Genomic DNA, 19167 nt, shown 5'->3' with positions numbered 1-19167 from the left:
TTTGTTTCATTTTTTTTGTAAATTTGCCCTATCAAAATTCATCCAAATATGTCAACCTTAAGATTCAAAGCATTAGAAACCCTACCATTTAAGGATTTCAGAAAAGACAACAATGTCGAAATCCCTGCAAAATTATCAGAACTATTCTGCCAAAATGTTTTCTCAGAAGAAACAATGAGAGAATATTTAACGAAAGAAGCATTCCAGTCTATTATGGATGCAGTAAAAAAAGGGACTAAAATCCAGAGACACATTGCAGATCAGGTTGCTGTAGCAATGAAGGATTGGGCAATGAGCAAAGGAGTAACTCACTATACTCACTGGTTTCAGCCTTTGACAGGTACAACTGCTGAAAAGCATGATTCATTCTTTACACCTATTGAAGGAGGTAGAGCGATCGAGAGATTCAGTGGAAACTTATTGATTCAGCAGGAACCGGATGCATCTTCTTTCCCGAACGGAGGAATCAGAAATACATTTGAAGCAAGAGGGTATACTGCCTGGGATCCTACATCTCCTGCATTTATCATGGGAACTACTTTATGTATTCCATCGATCTTCATTTCTTATACGGGAGAAACATTAGATTATAAGGCTCCGTTATTAAGAGCTTTGAATGCTGTAGATGAGGCTGCAACTAATGTAATGCAGTATTTTGATAAAAATGTAACGAAAGTAACTCCTACTTTAGGTTGGGAGCAAGAATATTTCCTGGTTGACTCAGCATTATACCAATCTCGTCCTGACCTTGTATTAACAGGTAAAACTTTATTAGGACACTCTCCTGCAAAAGGACAGCAATTGGATGACCACTATTTCGGTTCTATCCCGACAAGGGTAATGAATTTCATGAAAGAATTGGAAATCGAATGTATGAAGCTTGGAATTCCGGCAACAACAAGACACAACGAGGTAGCTCCAAACCAATTTGAGCTGGCTCCAATGTTTGAAGAAGTAAACGTTGCTGTGGATCACAACTCTTTATTGATGGATATCATGGCAAGAGTAGCTCACAAACACCACTTCCATATCCTTTTCCACGAAAAACCATTTGCTGGTGTAAACGGAAGCGGAAAGCACAACAACTGGTCTTTAGCTACCGATACGGGGGAAAACCTATTAAGCCCAGGAAAAAACCCTAAGAAAAACCTACAGTTCTTAACATTCTTCGTAAATACTATTAAAGCTGTACATGAATATGCTGATCTTCTAAGAGCGAGTATCGCATCTGCAAGCAACGATCACAGATTAGGTGCTAATGAAGCTCCTCCGGCAATTATCTCTGTATTTATCGGAAGCCAGTTATTCAGCGTATTGGAAGAACTTGAAAAAGTAACAAACGGAAAACTATCTCCGGAAGAGAAAACAGAATTAAAATTAAATGTTGTTGGAAAGATTCCTGAAATTCTATTAGATAACACAGATAGAAACAGAACTTCTCCATTTGCATTTACAGGAAATAAATTTGAGATCAGAGCGGTAGGATCATCTGCAAACTGTGCAGAATCTATGACGGTTATGAATACTATCGCTGCAAAACAGCTTAATGATTTCAAAAAAGAAGTTGATGCTTTAATTGAAACAGGTCTTAAGAAAGACGAAGCTATCTTTAATGTATTGAGAGAATACATCAAGCAGTGTAAAAACATTATGTTTGAAGGAGATGGGTATTCTGATGACTGGGCAAAAGAAGCCGAAAAAAGAGGCTTGAACAACCTTAAAACAACTCCTGAAGCTTTAAAACAGGAAATGGATAAAAAATTCCTTGACCTTTATGAGGAAATGGGAATCTTCAACCATAGAGAAGTTGAAGCAAGAAATGAAATCAAATTAGAAAAGTACTCTACTGTAATCGATATTGAAGCGAGAGTATTAAGTGATATTGCAAGAAACCACATCATTCCTTCGGCTTTAAATTATCAGAACAGATTAATTGAAAACGTAAAAGGTCTTAAAGAAATCTTCGGAGATAAAGAATTCAAATCTTTAGCAAAAGAACAAATGAGTTTAATTACCAGCATTTCTGAAAATGTTTCTATAATTAAACTTGGCGTTGAAGAGCTTCTTAAAGCCAGAGAAGCAGCAAAAAGCATAACAGACAGCCAAAAGCAGGCAGAAGCATATTGTAACAAAGTAAAACCTTTATTTGACGGGATCAGAGATGCTTCTGATAACCTTGAAATGATGGTAGATGACGAGCTTTGGCCAATGACAAAATACAGAGAAATGTTGTTTACAAAATAACATCTGTAAAGTTCCATATTAGTTTAAATTCCTCAGTTTTTCTGAGGAATTTTTTTTATGACCCAATTCCAATTTCTATGAGATACTAATTGTTAAGATATTTACTATTCTTTAAACAAAAGCACTATTCCAAATTCTAATCATTAACATTAAAGACATATAATTTAATCCAACAGACAAAACAACCTTAAAAGCCGCATTAATTCAAGGTTTTCAAGAAATTAATTTTGTTTTTTTAACACCCTTGAAAATTAGAGTTTTAGATTACAAAACGTGATTTATAGAAGAATATCGATAGAGTTTGTTAAAGAATCTTAATAAAAAAAACCGCACACTTACCAAAAATAGGCTGTTGCGGTTTATTTTTCTTTAACATATGTAAATAATATGTTAAATAGTGTTAAAATAAGTTCCTGACAATTATCATATCAGGGGTCTTTTGCTCGGAATCTCTACTTTTGTAATGCTTTTGAAAATAAATATTCCTTTTTAACACGGATAATCAAATATATATGAAGAAAAGAGTTTTGTTTTATTTAGTTGCTTTAGTTACTACAGTATCATTGCAATCGTGTGCTACAAATTATGTGGTTTCAAAACCAGCAACTTACACAAAAGAATACAAAACAGATGCCAAACTAGCTTCTATAGATAACAAAAAAATGGAGCAGGATAAGCAGAAACTTATCGACTCTTTCCTTGCTGAAAAGGCAGCATCTATAGCAAACGCTAAGAAAGCTATTAATAATTCTGAGATTGCAAAAGCAATCAAATACAATAAAACCATTGATGGTATCCTTACTGAAGCTGAAACATACCTTGGAACTCCTTACAGATATGGAGGAACTACAAGAAGAGGTATTGATTGTTCAGCTTTTGTTCTTTCTGTATTCGGGGCTGCTGCAGGTCTTACTTTACCAAGAGTAGCTGCTTCTCAGGCTCAGGAGGGAGAAAGAATTGAAAAAGAAAACCTACAGAAAGGAGATTTGATTTTCTTTTCTCACGGAAGAAGAATTTCTCACGTAGGTATTGTAGAAAGTGTTACTGAAGAAGGAGAGATTAAATTTATCCATGCAGCAACATCTAAAGGTGTAATGATCTCTTCACTTAATGATTCTTATTGGGGACCTAAGTACAGATTCGCAAAAAGAGTGATTAACGAGCAAGGAGAAGCTTACAACAACCTAGCCGCTGTTACTTCAGCTACACCAGCAAATTTTTAATTTTATAAATAATTGATTTAAATAATGAAGCCATCAAGATTTTGATGGCTTTTTTATATATCATACTTCCTATTGAACTTTGGCTAATGTCAATAAATATACAGATATAAAAAAGCAGATTAAAGCCTGCTTCTATTGAATTCGATCATTAACATTTATATACCTTCCTGTTAAAAAAAATTTTCAAAAATATCCGTATCCAGCATCTGTGTTTAGAACCTAGCTATTCCTGTCTATCTCAATATCTAACTTATAGAGGAGTCCATATACTTCAGAAAGGGAAAATTTTGCCTTTTTAAGCCTATTTAAAGAAGGATCTATCATATAGTTGACAGATGTTCTCAGATCAGCCTTCTCAAGATTTGTATTATCAAAAATAGCTCCTGACAGATCGCAGCCACAGAATATTGAATTTGACAAATCGGATTCAGTAAAATCGACCTCGACCAACCTGCAATTATTAAAAGTCGTTTTCTTTATTGTTGTTTGGTAGAAAACTGAATTATTAAGAATACAACCATCAAATCTGAATGATAAACCAAAGCCATTACAATCATTAAACTGTAGTCCCAGCATCTTACTTTCTTTAAATAGAACATCACGAAATGCCGTCCCTGCAAGTTTTGTCATGCTGAGGTTACATTCTATAAATTCACAACCTTGGAAGCTGAAACCCGACAGATCTAAAAATTCAAAATTGCAGTTTCTGAAAGTACAATTTTCATACTCTCCTTTTTCCAAGGGAACCTGAACAAAATCTGTATTTTCAAAATCCTTATCTACGATATAAGCTTCTTTCATAATATTATAAATGATTAATGGATATAAGAATACACTCCACACATTGCGGATTAAAATAATTTCCAATAATAAGTCTGAAAATTATACTAAACTGTTTTTATCAGAATAATTAAGTTTAAAGAAAATAAAAGTCATGATCGAAAAGGCAAGCAATGAACTTCCTCCATAACTGAAATAAGGAAGAGGAATCCCTACCGTTGGGAAAAGCCCCATAACCATCCCTAAATTGATCGAAAAGTGCATTAACAAGATCGACGCAAAGCAATACCCAAATACACGGTTAAAAGCAGATTTCTGCCTCTCTGCCAGGTAATAGATTCTCCCAATGTAGACCATATAACATAAAATAAGGACAGCGCTTCCTATAAACCCCCATTCTTCTCCTACTGTACAGAAAATATAATCGGTTTCCTGTTCGGGAACAAATTTCCCCTGAGTAACGGATCCTTCACGATATCCTTTTCCTGTAAGCCCTCCGGAACCAATCGCCGTTTTGGAATATAATAAGTTATACCCTGATGTATCTCTAAATGCTTTTTCACCTTTGTAAAGAACTTCAATTCTTTCTCTCTGGTGCTTTGGTAGTTTTTCTAAAATATACGGAGAACCGAATGCCAGCCCGCAAAGTAAAAGAATAGATCCTGAAATCCCAGAAATAGAGATTACATCCCAGGACATTCTATGATAGTTCATCGCAATTAAAACCCCAGCAATAACCAGAATAGCGACAGCTACATATACAGGAGGAATTGCCAATGCTATTAAAAAGACTGAGGCAAAAATGAACCCTATACCAAACAGCAGCCCACTCAATCCTTCTCTATATAAAGCAATGAAAAAAGCAATGAAAACCAGCATCGATCCAACATCCGGAATAGCAAGTACTACTACTGCCGGAATACCGATAATCCCCAAAGCTGTCAATAAAGACTTTCTGTTTTTAAGATTAAAATCCGGTCCTGAAACATAATTGGCGAGCATCAATGCCGTTCCAATTTTTGCAAACTCTACCGGCTGCATGGTAAAACTTCCGAATTTGTACCAGTTCTTCTGCCCCAGGATTTCTTTACCGAAAGGGAAAAGACCAATTAGCAAAAGAACTCCGCCTATATAAATAATCCCAGCCATATTCTCGAAAAATTTACTTCTTCCTACAAATATGATCAGTCCTACAAAAACGGATATACAGAAGAACATCAACTGTTTTTCTCCCAGCTTCTGATCAACACTGTAAATATTGGCAATAGCAAAAATGCAAAGCAGGAAATACAGTCCAAGACCTAATTTATCTATTCCTTCTGTCCATTTCATTGCTTAGTAGGTTTTTTAGCAGTTTTATTATTTTTAGCTTCGTCTTCTATTTTCTTTTGAAGTTTTGCTTTTTGCTGTTTAACGAGTTCCAGACTATCTTTTATTCTTTTTTGTTTTATTGAATCCGGTTTAGGATCTTTATAAAGTCCTTTACGCTTCAAATCTGCAATCCATTGCCTTTTGTACTCTGGCATGAAACTCGAAGTAATCATTTTCTTATACAGGTTCTCTCTCTTCAAATCACCTGTAATATATTTTTCTGCAATTACTGTACAAGCCGGACCTGCCCAAGTTGCTCCAAATCCTGCATGCTCCATTACTGCAACCACAACAATTTTCGGTTTATCAGCAGGGGCGATCAATACAAAAATAGAGTTATCTTTTCCCTGTGGAACCTGTGCTGTACCTGTCTTGGCTAATTGTGTAAAATCGTTGGATTTCAATCCTCTTGCTGTTCCTCTCAGAACTACGGCTTCCATCCCTTTTAAAACAGGCTCAAAATGTTTTGGATCTACCAGAGTTTTATGTTTAACCTTAAATCTTGGATCAGGGTTTGCTTTTCCGTCAATTGCTTTTACGATATGAGGTGTATAATACCATCCTTTGTTAGCAATAGCAGCCACATAATTTGCCAGCTGAATAGGAGTTACCAAAACATCACCCTGCCCCATTCCATTATAGATAGCTCCGGTTGACATTTCATCCCAGTTTTTAAAATCTGTTCTTTGGGAACCGCTTGCTTTCATGATCGCTTTAAACCTTCTTTCATAAAAATCTCCGGAAGGGATTCTTCCTTTCGCTCCCACTGCAAAGTCATTATTTAAAAACTCTCCAACTCCAAAACTGCTCATGATCTTCTTCCATTCATCAACACCTTTTGAAGGATTGCCCGGATATTTTTTGATGATTGCAATAAATGCATATGTGAAAAAACAGTTACTGGAAACCTGAATAGAAGGAATAAGCGGATCTGCTCCACCATGACCTTTGATTCTTTTACCTTTATAGAAGAAACCTCCACCACAAGGGAAAATAGTCTTTTCATCCATTACTCCCATCTGCATAGCTGCCAAAGCAGTTAACAGTTTGAAGGTAGAACCTGGAGGATAGCCCGCCTGTAAAGAACGATCAAAAGTAGGTTTATTCTCATAAAGTGTATCTTTTGATAAGGCGTATAAATTTTTAGATTTATATGGTCCGGTAAATAGATTGGGATCAATATCCGGTCCGGTAGCAGCAACTAATACTTCCCCGTTATTAGGGTCAATAGCTACAATTGCGCCGTGTTTGTTAACCAACATTTCTTCAGCTGTTCTTTGAAGATCATAATCAATAGTTAATGTAATATCTTTACCAGTAATTACATCTTTGTCCAAAGCTCCGTTTTTATAGGATCCAATGTTTCGAAGTCTGATATCCTTCTGGATATACTTCATTCCTTTTACGCCACGAAGCTCCTTTTCATAAGACTTTTCCACTCCCGTTTTCCCGATAAAATCTCCGGGTAAATAGTAAGTAGAATCTTTTTTAATTTCTCTTTCATTTACTTCACTGGTATACCCTAAAAGGTTTCCGGAAGTAGAAACTTCATATTGACGCTGAGGTCTCTGTACAATATTAAATGCAGGGTATTTAAAAATAATCTCCTGTACTCTTGCAATATCTTCTCTGCTGAGATCCTTTAAAAAAGTCATAGGAGTCAGCTTAGAATAGTATTTTTCTTTTTTTATAAGATTGACCTTGTTGATAAAGTCTGTTTTGCTGATCTTCATCAGACTACAAAAGCCTAATGTATCAAAATCAGGTTTCATTAAAGCCTGAGTAAAGGAAATTTCGTAAGCAGGTTGATTCCCTACCATGATCTTCCCGTTTCGGTCAAAAATAACTCCACGTTGAGGAATTACATATTCAATTTTAATGGAAGTATTAGCCGCATTTAATGCATAACGATCTGTAAATAACTGCAAATACGCAAGTCTCGCCACAAAAATAAGGGCGATTACAACCAGGACGGAAAAGATTTTTAAATAACGTGTGTTCAAACTTTTTGTTTGATTTTAAATATTAATGCGTAAATAACTATAAATATAAATGAAATTACACTTGTCACCAACACATTAAATAATATTTCAAAAAACCTGCTAAACTTAAAGAACTCAATATACTGTACTAAAAGCTGATGCAGGAAAATACTTGAAAATAAAAACAGCAAAAACTGCGCCCATTGAAGGGACTGAAAAGAGAAAAAGTCTGTAGACGTATCTGTAGACGTTCTGAATATCAACGTCCTGAAATAAGCAATTAAGGTTGTCGCGAAAGCATTAATCCCCCATGAATAAAGAAATCCATCAATAGCCAACCCCATTAAAAAACTTAAGGCAAGAAACTGGAATTTATTTCTAAAGAAAGGATAAAACATGACAAAGACAGGATATAGTACCGGAGTATATTTCCCGAAGAGAGTAATCCTGTTCAATACAAAAACTTGTAATGCCACAAGAAAAATCATAATCAATATATCAGTAAATAAAGTCCTGCTAATCATTTTCTTTTTTTATTACAGCCTGCATAGTATCCTGAATCTTCTGCACTTCTGCTTTCTTAAGATTCTTTACTACATACACTTTATTTAACGCTCCCATTTTTTCACTCAGCTCCACAGAAATATCCCAGAAGCCGGTTTTATTATCTACTGAGTATCCGGCAATAGTTCCTATTGTAACTCCTTTCGGGAAGATAGCGGATTTTCCGTCTGTAACAACGGTATCACCTACTTTCAAAGCAACATATTTTGGGATATCTGCAAGGTGCATTACCCTTGAATTATCTCCATTCCAGGTTAAAGTACCAAAATATCCTGAGTTTTTCAGTGCAGCATTAATCCTGATCTTGTTTACACTTAATACAGATTGTACTAATGCATAACTGTCTGTAGAATTAATAACAATTCCCGCAATCCCTCTTGGTGCCATTACCCCCATTTGTGGGAATACACCGTCTCTTCGACCACGGTTGATTGTAAAGTAATTATTTCTTCTGTTGATACTGTTGAAAACAATTTCTCCATCAACAAAAGTATAGATCTGACCACCTCCGATCGTATCATGAACTCTTTTGAAAACCGGATTTTTGGCTCCATCTTTTCCATAAAGTTCAGTCATCAGGGTTTTATTCTGAACCACAAGATCCTCATTGATCTGTTTTAGCTTCAGATAAGAAACTCCTTCATCAATATATCCGGAAACCCATGAGTTAAATGCAGCTGTCTGCCCGGCAATCCAGGATCTCTGCATGGCGTTTCTGGAGAATATCAGAACCAGAGCAATAATTTGCAGGAATATAAAGAAGACAAAGAGTGTGTTCTTCGAAAATAGTCTCAGCAAAAATCCCATTCAGATATATAGTCGTAAAAAGTTAAAATTATTTAATCAAGAAATTGAATTTATCCATATTCTTAAGTGCAATACCAGTTCCACGAACTACGGCTCTCAACGGATCTTCAGCTACAAATACAGGAAGACCTGTTTTTTTGTGAATTCTGTCCGCAAGACCTCTTAGCAATGCACCTCCTCCTGCTAGATAGATACCTGTTTTGTAAATATCTGCAGCCAACTCCGGTGGAGTAAGAGAAAGAGTTTCCATTACTGCATCTTCAATTCTGATAATAGATTTATCTAATGCACGTGCAATCTCTTTGTATCCAACCATAATTTCTTTAGGCTTACCAGTGATAAGGTCTCTACCTTGTACCGGGATATCTTCGATGTCTACATCAAGATCTTCCACAGCTGAACCAACTTCAATTTTGATTCTTTCGGCAGTTCTTTCTCCGATGTAAAGGTTATGATGAGTTCTTAAGTAATAAGCGATATCATTCGTAAATACATCTCCTGCAATTTTCACAGATTTATCACATACGATACCTCCTAAAGCTACCACAGCAATTTCCGTAGTACCTCCACCTATATCGATGATCATATTTCCTTCAGGCTTCTGTACGTCAATCCCCACACCTATAGCAGCAGCCATTGGTTCGTAGATTAATCTTACTTCTTTTGCGTTTACTTTTTGAGCCGAGTCTCTTACCGCTCTTTTTTCAACTTCAGTAATACCAGAAGGGATACAGATTACAATTCTCAATGCAGGCTGTATGAATTTACCTTTGATTCCAGGAATTTTTTTGATAAACTCCTTGATCATATGTTCAGAAGCGTGAAAATCTGCAATTACCCCATCTTTCAAAGGGCGGATGGTCTTGATATCCTCGTGAGTTTTCCCTTGCATATGTTTAGCCTGTTCACCCACAGCAATAGGTTTACCCGACGAACGTTCGATTGCAACAATCGAAGGTTGATCTATAACAATTTTATTATTATGGATGATAAGGGTATTAGCTGTTCCCAGGTCTATCGCAATTTCTTGCGTAAACATATCAAATAAACTCATATTTTTCTTCTGATTTTAAGTTTACAAAGATATAAATTTAAGACTACGAAAGAAATTTCCACACAACATAATTTGGTTAAAATTTTATTAAAATTTATAATTCTTTATTAACTTTCTGTTTAGACAATTACAGAGTTTGATTTCAACCAAAATTAACGAAGGATGTTGACCGTGAAAACATGAAGAAAAACAAAGAAAACAAACGGCTCAATACACAAATTTAGAAAAAGACCTTCACCAGCTTTACTTTTGAGCTTTTCATTTTGACAAAATTTACTTTTCACACTATAGTTTTTTACGATAATTATCATATACACTTTCAGAGGGTGATTAATTAAAAAAATCGTAAATTTGCGACTGCTTATGTTACAGTATTCCAACATCCATCAAACATCGAATTTTGCCGTGCTTTCTATCAGCTACGAAAAGGCTGATGTAGAAACGAGAGGAAAATTTGCATTCTTTGATGAAAACATCAAAAACTTTGTCTCCAGGGTTCACAACGAAGATCTGGGAGATGCATTTGTGGTTTCCACATGTAACAGGACCGAAATCTATACAACATCTTCCAATTATCTTTTAGTGGCTGAAGAATATTGTAAAACAATCGGGGTAAATCTTACGGATTTTCTTCAGTTTGCCAATATCCTTACCAAAGAAGAGGCTTTGATTCATCTTTTCAGAGTCGCTGCCGGACTTGAAAGCCAGATTATTGGGGATTTTGAGATCATCGGTCAGATCAAAAAAGCATACAACCGCTTTAAAAAAGAAAGACAAAATTCTAATCCATATCTTGAAAGAGCCATTAATGCAGCTATTCAGATTTCAAAAAGGATCAAGAATGAGACTGGAATTTCCAATGGAGCGGCATCTGTTTCCTATGCAGCAGTTCATTATATTTTAAACAGCCAGAAGAGAATTACTGAAAAAAACATTCTTCTTTTAGGTGTTGGTGAAATCGGACAGAATACTGTCGATAATCTGGTAAAGCATGTTTATCAGCCAAAGATTAAAATTGCGAACAGAACTCAGGAGAAAGCAGAAAAGATTTCCGAGAAATATAATATTCCTCACGTTGATTATTCTGATTTTGACAAGGAATTAAAAAATACAGATATTCTTATCGTTGCAACGGGAGCAAAACACCCGATCATCAATCAGTCTCATTTCCCTAACGGAAAGGAAACATTAGTGATTGATCTTTCTATTCCGCATAACGTTGAAAAGAATGTGACGGAAAATGAAAATGTAACGCTCATTGATGTAGATGAGCTTTCAAAACAGATCCAGGAAACAATTCAGCAAAGAGAAAGAGAAATTCCAAAAGCTGAAAAAATCATCAAGGAACTGATGAAAGACTTCATTGAATGGGAGAAAAAAAGAAAACTAGCACCAAATATTCATCATTTCAAAGCGGTTTTAAAGAACATGGAACGCAATGAAATGCATAACTTTTATAAGAAAAACAAGTATATAGGTATCACGGATATGGAACTTTCAGACAAAATGATCCAGAAAATCACCAACCGTTTTGCAAAATATATCATAGACAATCCTTTAAAAGCTGAAGAAATTAGTAAATTAATGCACGAAATATTAGTTGAACAACCAAACAACGAATTCAATGAAAAGCATTAGAATCGGAACAAGAAATTCCGCACTTGCACTTTGGCAGGCTAGAGAAGTTGCGAGGCATCTTCAGAACAATAATTATTTAACGGAAATCGTTCCTATCGTTTCTTCTGGCGATAAGAACCTTAATCAGCCATTATATTCAATGGGAATCACCGGGGTTTTCACAAGAGACCTTGATGTGGCCTTATTGAATGATGAAATAGACATTGCCGTTCATTCTTTAAAGGATGTCCCAACTCAATTGCCTCATAATATTGAGATGATTGCTTATCTGGAAAGAGACTATCCTCAAGATATCCTGATCAGAAAAGAATCAGCTAAAAACAAAGAGCTTCACGAACTTAAACTTGCCACCAGCAGCTTGAGAAGAAGAGCTTTCTGGCTAAGACACTACCCTACTACCGATTTTTCAGACATTCGCGGAAATATCCAGACTCGTCTTCAAAAGCTTGAAGATGGTGATTTTGATGCTACCATATTATCTTTGGCAGGAATCAAAAGAATGAAAATGGAGATCGATTACGAAATGCTTCCGGTAATGATATCTGCACCATCACAAGGTGTAATTGCCGTTGCAGGACATTCTGATAAGCCAGAGATCAATGAAATACTGAAACAGATCAACCACGCACCTACTCAAATCTGCGTAGAAATCGAAAGAAACTTCTTAAGCACTTTAGAAGGAGGATGTACTGCGCCTATCGGAGCTTTTGCTGAGATTATCGAAGATCAGATTCGCTTTACAGCAGCACTTTGCTCTTTAGATGGTAAAAACTGTATTGCTATTGATGAGAATTTCGAATATGATCCATCAGAAAATTTTGGAGAAAAGTTTGCGAAAGTTGTTCTTGAAAATGGTGGAAAAGAATTAATGGCGGAAATCAAAAGCCAGATCTAAGGGTTACCTTACACTTATCAATTCCTTCTTATTTTCTAACCCAACAGTCATGAAAATCTTATTTACCAAAAATATAGACCCATCAATTATATCCAAAGAATTAGGAGAGGATACCTTGGTTGACTGTGTTGAGGTAATTAAGACAAAACCTATTATGATCAGTCCTTTTGATCTTAAAAATTATTCCCTGATTTTTACTAGCGTGAATGGTGTTGCTTCGTTTTTTAAAAACAGATTCAAGCCCAATGAAAATTTCACGGCAAAAAATTACAATAAGATTTACTGCGTGGGTGAGAAGACAAAGAAAGCATTGAGAAGACACGGCTTTGGAACATTTAAGGTATTGAAAAATGCTGATACTCTTTCCAGATTCATTATCGGGAACTGCCAGCACGAACAGTTTCTTCACTTTTGTGGTAATTTAGCCATCAATGTTCTGGACAAGGAGCTTCCGCTTCAAAATATTAAGTATAAAAAAATTACAATCTACAACACGGAGGAAATCAATCCTTTAATACCTGAAAAATATCATGCTGCAGTATTTTTTAGTCCAAGCGGAGTTCGTAGTTTTGCAAAGCAAAATTCCCTGAAAGACATGAAGCTATTCTCGATAGGAGAAACTACATCAGGGGAATTGAGAAAATATACTCATGATAATATTTTTACTTCTGAGGAAAATACTTTAGCATCAATCTTTGAGTTGATAAAGAAGGAATTTGGAAGTAGATTTTAAAATATCTGTTACCGGAAATCACGGTAATATTAGTTTAAATAGATTATGATAAAAAACGACCTATATTTAAAAGCACTTCGCGGAGAAACCGTTGAAAGACCTCCTGTCTGGATGATGAGGCAGGCTGGAAGATATCTGCCGGAATTCATTGCCTTAAGAGACAAATATGATTTCTTTACAAGATGTCAGACTCCTGAACTTGCTGCTGAAATTACATTACAGCCTATCCGCAGATTTCCTTTAGATGCTGCGATTCTGTTTTCTGATATTTTGGTAGTTCCTCAGGCAATGGGAATCGATTTCAAAATGAAAGAATCCGTTGGTCCTTGGTTGGATACTCCGATCAGAACAATGGAACAGGTTCAGAATATTGAAACTCCGGACGTGAATGATACTTTAGGATACGTTTTTGATGCTATTGAACTTACTCTTCAGAAATTAGACAATGAAATTCCATTGATCGGTTTTGCCGGATCTCCATGGACGATTCTTTGCTATTGTGTGGAAGGAAAAGGAAGTAAGGCATTTGATATTGCAAAATCTTTCTGTTTCCAACAGCCTGAAGCAGCTCATTTATTACTTCAAAAGATCACTGATACTACTATTGCTTATTTAAAGAGAAAGGTAGAAAAAGGTGTTTCTGCAGTTCAGATTTTTGATTCTTGGGGTGGAATGCTTTCTCCAACGGATTACCAGGAATTTTCTTGGCAATACATCAATCAGATTGTTGAAGCATTAAGCCCGCTTACTCATGTTGTCGTATTTGGAAAAGGATGCTGGTTTGCATTAGAAGATATGACGATGTCTAAAGCTTCTGCTCTTGGAGTTGACTGGACAATCAAACCTGAGTTCGCAAGAACTTTAACAAACCATACGATGACTCTTCAAGGAAACTTTGATCCTGCAAGGCTACACTCTACTCCTGAAACGATCAAGAAAATGGTTACAGAAATGATCAACCGTTTCGGAAAGGACAGATATATCGCCAATCTAGGACACGGAATTCTTCCAAATGTACCTGTAGAAAATGCTGAGGCATTCATCAGAGCAGTTGTGGACTGGAAACCAACTCTATAAAATAAAATTTAACTCTCAAAAAGAGAGTTTAAAATAAAAAGACAAAGCCCTATCATTACTGACAGGGCTTTTTTATATAGTTTCTCTAAAACTAGCTTAACATTCTCTGAGCTTTTTTAACACCTTCTACCAAAGCATCAATCTCTTCAAAAGTATTATAAACGGCAAAACTCGCTCTTACCGTACCTGCAATATTAAAGAAATTCATGATCGGTTGTGTACAATGGTGTCCTGTTCTCACTGCAATTCCCATTTTATCCAGGATCATTCCTACATCGGAAGAAATACCGATTCCTTCAAGATTAAAGGAAACTACTCCCGTTCTGTGAGCTTTCTCACCATAGATCTTAATTCCTTCAAGTTCTAAAAGCTGTCTTTGAGCATATTCCAACAATGCATTTTCATGATTCTGAATATTCTGATGCCCCACTTTCTGCATAAAGTCAACGGCTGCCCCTAAAGCAATATTCCCGCCTACGTTCGGAGTACCGGCTTCATATTTAAATGGAAGTCCTGCATATGTTGTCCCTTCAAAAGAACATGTTGCAATCATCTCTCCTCCTCCATGGAATGGTGGTAAAGCTTCAAGAATTTCACGTTTTCCATACAAAACACCTGTTCCCATCGGAGCATACATTTTATGCCCTGAGAAAACAAAGAAATCACAATCCATTTTCTGAACGTCAATATTGAAATGTGGAGCAGATTGAGCACCATCAATTACAATATATGCATCTGAATTCTTTCTGGTTTTAGCAATAATCTCTTCAATAGGATTTACAATTCCCAGTGCGTTAGAAACCTGATTTACTGAAACAACCTTCGTTTTTTCACTTAGGAATTGGTCAAGATAATCTAATTGAAGAATTCCGTTTTCATCGATAGGAATAACACGAAGTTTTGCACCTGTTCTTTCACAAAGCATTTGCCAAGGAACAATATTAGAGTGATGCTCAAGATATGAAATGATAATCTCATCGTCTTTCTGCAATTTTTGTGTTAAAATATAGGCAATAAGGTTCAACCCTTCTGTTGTCCCTTTGGTAAAGATTACTTCAAAATCATGTTCAGCATTAATGAACTTCTGGATCTTTCTTCTGGAAAGCTCCATTTCTTCTGTTGCTAATTGACTTAATGTGTGAATTCCTCTGTGAACATTTGCATTAAGCTCCGTATAATATGCGTGACAGACTTCCAAAACCGAATTTGGCTTTTGAGATGTAGCTGCATTATCCAGATAAACCAATGGTTTACCGTTCACTTCTCTGTCCAATATAGAAAACTGGCTTCTTATTTCCTGAATGTCAAACATTTATTTATTTTTTAAATTAAACCGTTCTTATTTAGAACTCTTCAAATTTACGGCTTTTTTTTCGAAAGGAAGCATGGAGTTGAAGGGTGATAGTTGTCAGCTGATAGAAATATTCGATGGTTTATAATAAAGAAAGCTGATGAGAGAAAGAAATATAAAATACTGCTTCAATAAAATCCTTTTTACATTTACAATCTTTTCCTATAAAATCTCCTTTTATTTTTATTGTCAATTCAATAAAAAAACCCGTCAAAAAATGACGGGTTCTATTTTGTTGAAATAAGCAATTCTTATTCTGCAGATTTCTCTTCTGTTGTTGGAACGTCAGGAGATTGAGTTGCAACTTCTTCTGCTTCTTCTTCATCTTCATCATCCATTGCAGCAGCACCACCTTTCATTGCATTTCTAGACATCTTAACAGCAACTACTACTGCATTGTCTGGGTGCATGAAAGAATATCCTTCAGTTTTGATTCCTCCTACATAAAGTTTGTTTCCGATTCTCAATGGAGTAACATCAACAACGATTTCGTCAGGAAGGTTAGCAGGGATAGCTTTTACTTTTAGTTTTCTGAAAGACTGACGTAAAACACCACCAGCAACAACACCTTTAGAACGTCCTGTAATTCTTACTGGAACCTCCATAACAACTGGCTTATCGTCAGATAATTGATAGAAGTCAATGTGAAGAATTTTGTCTGTAATTGGGTGGAACTGAATATCTTGAAGAACTGCAGGAATAGTTTCCCCGTCAATTTCAATAGATACCGTGTGTGCTTCAGGAGTGTATACTAATCCTTTAAAAGCTTTCTCTTCAGCAGAGAAGTTTAAAGGAGTCTCACCTCCATAAACAACACAAGGAACTAATTCAGCATCACGTAAAGCTTTTGTAGACTTTTTGCCCACGCTTTCTCTTTTTGTACCTTGAATTGTAATAGATTTCATTTATAAAAAATTTAAAAAATTGTTCTAATTTTAATTTGCAAGCTATTTGAAATCAATTAAATAACAAATTTACTACTAATTGATTTGTGCTCATGAACCATTGTCATAACGTCTGCAAATAACGGGGCGCAAGATAGCACTTTTATTTTAGATGACAAATTATTTTTAACAGGAATTGAGTCAGTTACAATAACTTCCAAGATTTTTGAGTTCTCAATATTTTCGTAAGCCTTTCCTGAAAGCACTCCGTGAGTTGCCATTGCTCTTACTGTTTTTGCTCCTTTTTCAATTAGGATGTCTGCTGCTTTACAAAGTGTACCCGCAGTATCAATCATATCGTCAATAAGGATAACATTCTTACCTGTAACATCACCGATAAGGAACATTTCTTCTACAACATTTGCCTTTTTTCTTTCTTTATAAGCAATTACTACTTCTGCACCTAGGTGACCGGCATAGTTTTTCGCTCTTTTCGCACCTCCCATATCCGGAGAAGCAATGGTAAGGTTGTCAAGATTTAAGGATTTAATATAATCAACGAAAATTGTAGAAGCATAAAGGTGGTCTACAGGAATTTCGAAGAACCCTTGAATCTGATCTGCGTGAAGATCCATTGTCATCACTCTTGTTGCTCCTGCTGCAGTAAGAAGGTTCGCAACTAACTTAGCACCGATCGGCGCTCTTGGTTTGTCTTTTCTGTCCTGTCTGGCAAGTCCGAAGTAAGGAATTACAACGGTAATGCTCTTTGCAGAAGCTCTTTTCGCTGCATCAATCATTAGAAGAAGCTCTAAAAGATTGTCTGCAGGTGGGAACGTAGATCCGATTAGGAAAACTCTTCCTCCTCTTACAGATTCGTCCAAAACAGGCTCAAATTCCCCGTCGCTGAACTCCTGAAAGTTGATTTTTCCTAATTCTTTCCCATAACTCTGGGCAATTTTCTCTGCCAAGTCCCTGCTGGTTCTTGTACAAAATAGATAACTTAACTGATCGGCCATTTTTACTTTTTAAAAGATTTTGCAAATTTAAAAAAAAACCACAAGATTTACTCCTGTGGTTTTTAAGTTTTTATTTAATCAAATAATTATGGGAATGTAACTCCTGAATATTTACTTGGATTTACCTGTGGTAATGTAGATTTATACCTCATGTTGATCGTTTTGATAAATTCATTCGCAACAATTCCGTATCCTCTACCTGTAAGGTGAACTCCATCAAGAGAGAAAGCTCCTCCTGTAACGAATGCTGCAGTATATCTTACACCATCCCAGATAATCCCGGACTGAGAGTTCAACTCCTTCATTTTAGCATCCATATCTACAAAAGCCAGATTTTTATCTGTAGCAGCTTTTCTAATAGCAGCATTATATGCAGTGGTAGCTGTCAATACTTTTGCTGTTTCAACTTCAGTCAATACATATTTATCATCTAAAGGAACTGATGTCCCTCCTCCTGCTTGCGGAGTAAGAACTTTACTTGCTGGTAAAAGAATTAAGTCTTTAACTGTAGTTTGTCTGTATTTTGGAAGTCCAGGAACAGTTGATAAATCTTTATCTACAATAACAGCACCGTTAGCTACAGCCCCTGCGGTAAACTTGATAAGTCTTTTTTGATATTCAGCATCATTGATAGCTCCTAAGCTTTTTGCCTGAAGCAAACCTGCATTATATGTAGCATAGCCTGTATTCAATTGATTTACCTGAGCGTCAGTTAATCCAGTAAGTGGCATAGCCGGAACTCTTGTAAAGTAAGGTACATTGGTAACAGTCGGAATATTTGCAACAACACCTTTTCTTTTTGTTCCTGCAGGGAATAATTGATCTGCCAAAAATGCATATGTATTGCTAAATCCAACTCCTACCGGTCCATCTACAGGAGTGATCGGCACATTAGGATCTGCTCCCCCGGAAGTAGCATATAATAGAACGTCATTATTACCAATCCATAAAGAAATAAAAGTAGGATCCTGCTTTAAAGCATCTTTCACCACTGAAGTACCAGGTGTAGATGCAAATCTTACAAAATAAGGATTTGCAGTAGGCGCAAGTGGATTTAATCCCGCAGGGTTTCCATATCCATCAGCTAATAAATGCGCTACTCTAGCCCCTGGTACACCCATATTTTGGTATGGACCACCCGCTGTAACATTATCTAATGCTGCTGCCGGAGCACTTTCTACTGGTACTAAGCTTCCGTTAACCATCTGAAGAGTCAATTTTCCTGAAAAACCAGGAATTCCAGTAAACCCTCCTACGTCATTAGGCATCATAGGTTGTTTGAAAGCTCCTCCTCCTGCTAATTGCATTTGTCCTGCAATCATACTTGGATAAGATTCACTTTGTCCACTACTATAAAGCGTACCGTCTCTATATCCCGCTGTCAAAGAGTTCCCCAATGAAACATATCTTGAAAAATCAGCTTCTCCGCTTGTTACCTGAATATCTTTTACATCAGTATCAAAATCTGTTTTACAGCTGGATAGAGTAAAAAGAACTGCAGATACTGCGATTGTTGACATTATAATTTTTTTCATAGTCTTTCTTTTA

16 protein-coding genes are annotated in these 19167 nt (G+C 36.1%); 6 read left to right on the top strand and 10 right to left on the bottom strand.

Annotation, left to right across the window (positions count from 1 at the left end; all coding sequences use genetic code 11):
- The first annotated feature begins 48 nt into the window (after positions 1-48).
- Both BBI01_RS16310 and BBI01_RS16305 read left to right on the top strand, forming a co-directional pair.
- A complete protein-coding gene (locus BBI01_RS16310; RefSeq protein WP_065395703.1) occupies positions 49-2244 on the top strand; it encodes a glutamine synthetase III family protein in 2196 nt (731 codons plus the stop codon).
- Between the two features lie 512 nt (positions 2245-2756).
- Complete coding sequence (locus tag BBI01_RS16305; RefSeq protein WP_065395702.1) at positions 2757-3467, top strand: C40 family peptidase; 711 nt, start codon at positions 2757-2759, stop codon at positions 3465-3467.
- Positions 3468-3686: 219 nt separating this feature from the next.
- On the opposite strand, the gene BBI01_RS16300 is transcribed toward BBI01_RS16305, so the two are convergent.
- From BBI01_RS16300 to BBI01_RS16275, 6 genes are all read right to left on the bottom strand, one after another.
- Positions 3687-4268, bottom strand: coding sequence for a pentapeptide repeat-containing protein (locus BBI01_RS16300; protein WP_065395701.1), 582 nt, complete (start codon positions 4266-4268; stop codon positions 3687-3689).
- A gap of 81 nt (positions 4269-4349) precedes the next feature.
- The gene (gene rodA / locus BBI01_RS16295; protein ID WP_065395700.1) at positions 4350-5579 is read right to left on the bottom strand and encodes a rod shape-determining protein RodA; all 1230 of its coding nucleotides are present in this window, start codon (positions 5577-5579) and stop codon (positions 4350-4352) included.
- Positions 5576-7621 (bottom strand): peptidoglycan D,D-transpeptidase FtsI family protein, encoded by a 2046-nt coding sequence (locus BBI01_RS16290; protein WP_065395699.1) that lies wholly within the window; start codon positions 7619-7621, stop codon positions 5576-5578. Before BBI01_RS16290 ends, rodA begins: the two co-directional genes overlap by 4 nt.
- Entirely contained in the window at positions 7618-8124 is a 507-nt protein-coding gene (locus BBI01_RS16285; protein WP_065395698.1) for a rod shape-determining protein MreD, read from the bottom strand. The genes BBI01_RS16290 and BBI01_RS16285 overlap by 4 nt, the downstream gene beginning before the upstream one ends.
- The gene (mreC, locus tag BBI01_RS16280; RefSeq protein ID WP_065395697.1) at positions 8117-8971 is read right to left on the bottom strand and encodes a rod shape-determining protein MreC; all 855 of its coding nucleotides are present in this window, start codon (positions 8969-8971) and stop codon (positions 8117-8119) included. Before mreC ends, BBI01_RS16285 begins: the two co-directional genes overlap by 8 nt.
- Positions 8972-8999: 28 nt before the next feature.
- A complete protein-coding gene (locus BBI01_RS16275) occupies positions 9000-10025 on the bottom strand; it encodes a rod shape-determining protein (RefSeq protein ID WP_002982450.1) in 1026 nt (341 codons plus the stop codon).
- Between the two features lie 363 nt (positions 10026-10388).
- On the opposite strand from BBI01_RS16275, the gene hemA reads away from it, so the two are divergent.
- From hemA to hemE, 4 genes are read left to right on the top strand one after another with little or no spacing between them, the layout of a single operon-like run.
- The gene (gene hemA, locus BBI01_RS16270; protein WP_065395696.1) at positions 10389-11663 is read left to right on the top strand and encodes a glutamyl-tRNA reductase; all 1275 of its coding nucleotides are present in this window, start codon (positions 10389-10391) and stop codon (positions 11661-11663) included.
- On the top strand, positions 11650-12558 hold the full coding sequence (gene hemC / locus BBI01_RS16265) for a hydroxymethylbilane synthase (protein WP_065395695.1): 909 nt from the start codon (positions 11650-11652) through the stop codon (positions 12556-12558). Before hemA ends, hemC begins: the two co-directional genes overlap by 14 nt.
- Before the next feature lie 49 nt (positions 12559-12607).
- Complete coding sequence (locus tag BBI01_RS16260) at positions 12608-13291, top strand: uroporphyrinogen-III synthase (RefSeq protein ID WP_065395694.1); 684 nt, start codon at positions 12608-12610, stop codon at positions 13289-13291.
- Positions 13292-13336: 45 nt separating this feature from the next.
- Positions 13337-14368 (top strand): uroporphyrinogen decarboxylase, encoded by a 1032-nt coding sequence (gene hemE / locus BBI01_RS16255; protein ID WP_065395693.1) that lies wholly within the window; start codon positions 13337-13339, stop codon positions 14366-14368.
- A gap of 91 nt (positions 14369-14459) precedes the next feature.
- On the opposite strand, the gene BBI01_RS16250 is transcribed toward hemE, so the two are convergent.
- From BBI01_RS16250 to BBI01_RS16235, 4 genes are all read right to left on the bottom strand, one after another.
- Complete coding sequence (locus BBI01_RS16250; RefSeq protein ID WP_065395692.1) at positions 14460-15680, bottom strand: aminotransferase class V-fold PLP-dependent enzyme; 1221 nt, start codon at positions 15678-15680, stop codon at positions 14460-14462.
- A gap of 290 nt (positions 15681-15970) precedes the next feature.
- Positions 15971-16624 carry a 50S ribosomal protein L25/general stress protein Ctc gene (locus BBI01_RS16245; RefSeq protein WP_065395691.1) on the bottom strand — a complete coding sequence of 218 codons (654 nt, stop codon included), beginning with the start codon at positions 16622-16624 and terminating at the stop codon, positions 15971-15973.
- 56 nt (positions 16625-16680) lie between these two features.
- Positions 16681-17619, bottom strand: coding sequence for a ribose-phosphate pyrophosphokinase (locus tag BBI01_RS16240; RefSeq protein ID WP_047098691.1), 939 nt, complete (start codon positions 17617-17619; stop codon positions 16681-16683).
- 86 nt (positions 17620-17705) lie between these two features.
- Positions 17706-19154, bottom strand: a complete 1449-nt coding sequence (locus tag BBI01_RS16235; protein ID WP_065395690.1) for an SGNH/GDSL hydrolase family protein — start codon at positions 19152-19154, stop codon at positions 17706-17708.
- Between the last annotated feature and the right edge of the window lie 13 nt (positions 19155-19167).

It is taken from the genome of Chryseobacterium artocarpi, from assembly GCF_001684975.1.
Taxonomy (GTDB): Bacteria; Bacteroidota; Bacteroidia; order Flavobacteriales; family Weeksellaceae; genus Chryseobacterium; species Chryseobacterium artocarpi.
Note: the sequence above shows the minus strand (reverse complement) of the source record. Positions and strands in the feature narration are given on the sequence as shown.

Excerpts from the sequence above, each read along its gene's own strand:
- BBI01_RS16310 (WP_065395703.1), top strand. The coding sequence starts at position 49 with ATGTCAACCTTAAGATTCAAAGCATTAGAAACCCTACCATTTAAGGAT.
- BBI01_RS16305 (WP_065395702.1), top strand. The coding sequence starts at position 2,757 with ATGAAGAAAAGAGTTTTGTTTTATTTAGTTGCTTTAGTTACTACAGTA.
- BBI01_RS16300 (WP_065395701.1), bottom strand. The coding sequence starts at position 4,268 with ATGAAAGAAGCTTATATCGTAGATAAGGATTTTGAAAATACAGATTTT.
- rodA (WP_065395700.1), bottom strand. The coding sequence starts at position 5,579 with ATGAAATGGACAGAAGGAATAGATAAATTAGGTCTTGGACTGTATTTC.
- BBI01_RS16285 (WP_065395698.1), bottom strand. The coding sequence starts at position 8,124 with ATGATTAGCAGGACTTTATTTACTGATATATTGATTATGATTTTTCTT.
- mreC (WP_065395697.1), bottom strand. The coding sequence starts at position 8,971 with ATGGGATTTTTGCTGAGACTATTTTCGAAGAACACACTCTTTGTCTTC.
- BBI01_RS16275 (WP_002982450.1), bottom strand. The coding sequence starts at position 10,025 with ATGAGTTTATTTGATATGTTTACGCAAGAAATTGCGATAGACCTGGGA.
- hemA (WP_065395696.1), top strand. The coding sequence starts at position 10,389 with ATGTTACAGTATTCCAACATCCATCAAACATCGAATTTTGCCGTGCTT.
- hemC (WP_065395695.1), top strand. The coding sequence starts at position 11,650 with ATGAAAAGCATTAGAATCGGAACAAGAAATTCCGCACTTGCACTTTGG.
- BBI01_RS16260 (WP_065395694.1), top strand. The coding sequence starts at position 12,608 with ATGAAAATCTTATTTACCAAAAATATAGACCCATCAATTATATCCAAA.
- hemE (WP_065395693.1), top strand. The coding sequence starts at position 13,337 with ATGATAAAAAACGACCTATATTTAAAAGCACTTCGCGGAGAAACCGTT.
- BBI01_RS16250 (WP_065395692.1), bottom strand. The coding sequence starts at position 15,680 with ATGTTTGACATTCAGGAAATAAGAAGCCAGTTTTCTATATTGGACAGA.
- BBI01_RS16245 (WP_065395691.1), bottom strand. The coding sequence starts at position 16,624 with ATGAAATCTATTACAATTCAAGGTACAAAAAGAGAAAGCGTGGGCAAA.
- BBI01_RS16240 (WP_047098691.1), bottom strand. The coding sequence starts at position 17,619 with ATGGCCGATCAGTTAAGTTATCTATTTTGTACAAGAACCAGCAGGGAC.
- BBI01_RS16235 (WP_065395690.1), bottom strand. The coding sequence starts at position 19,154 with ATGAAAAAAATTATAATGTCAACAATCGCAGTATCTGCAGTTCTTTTT.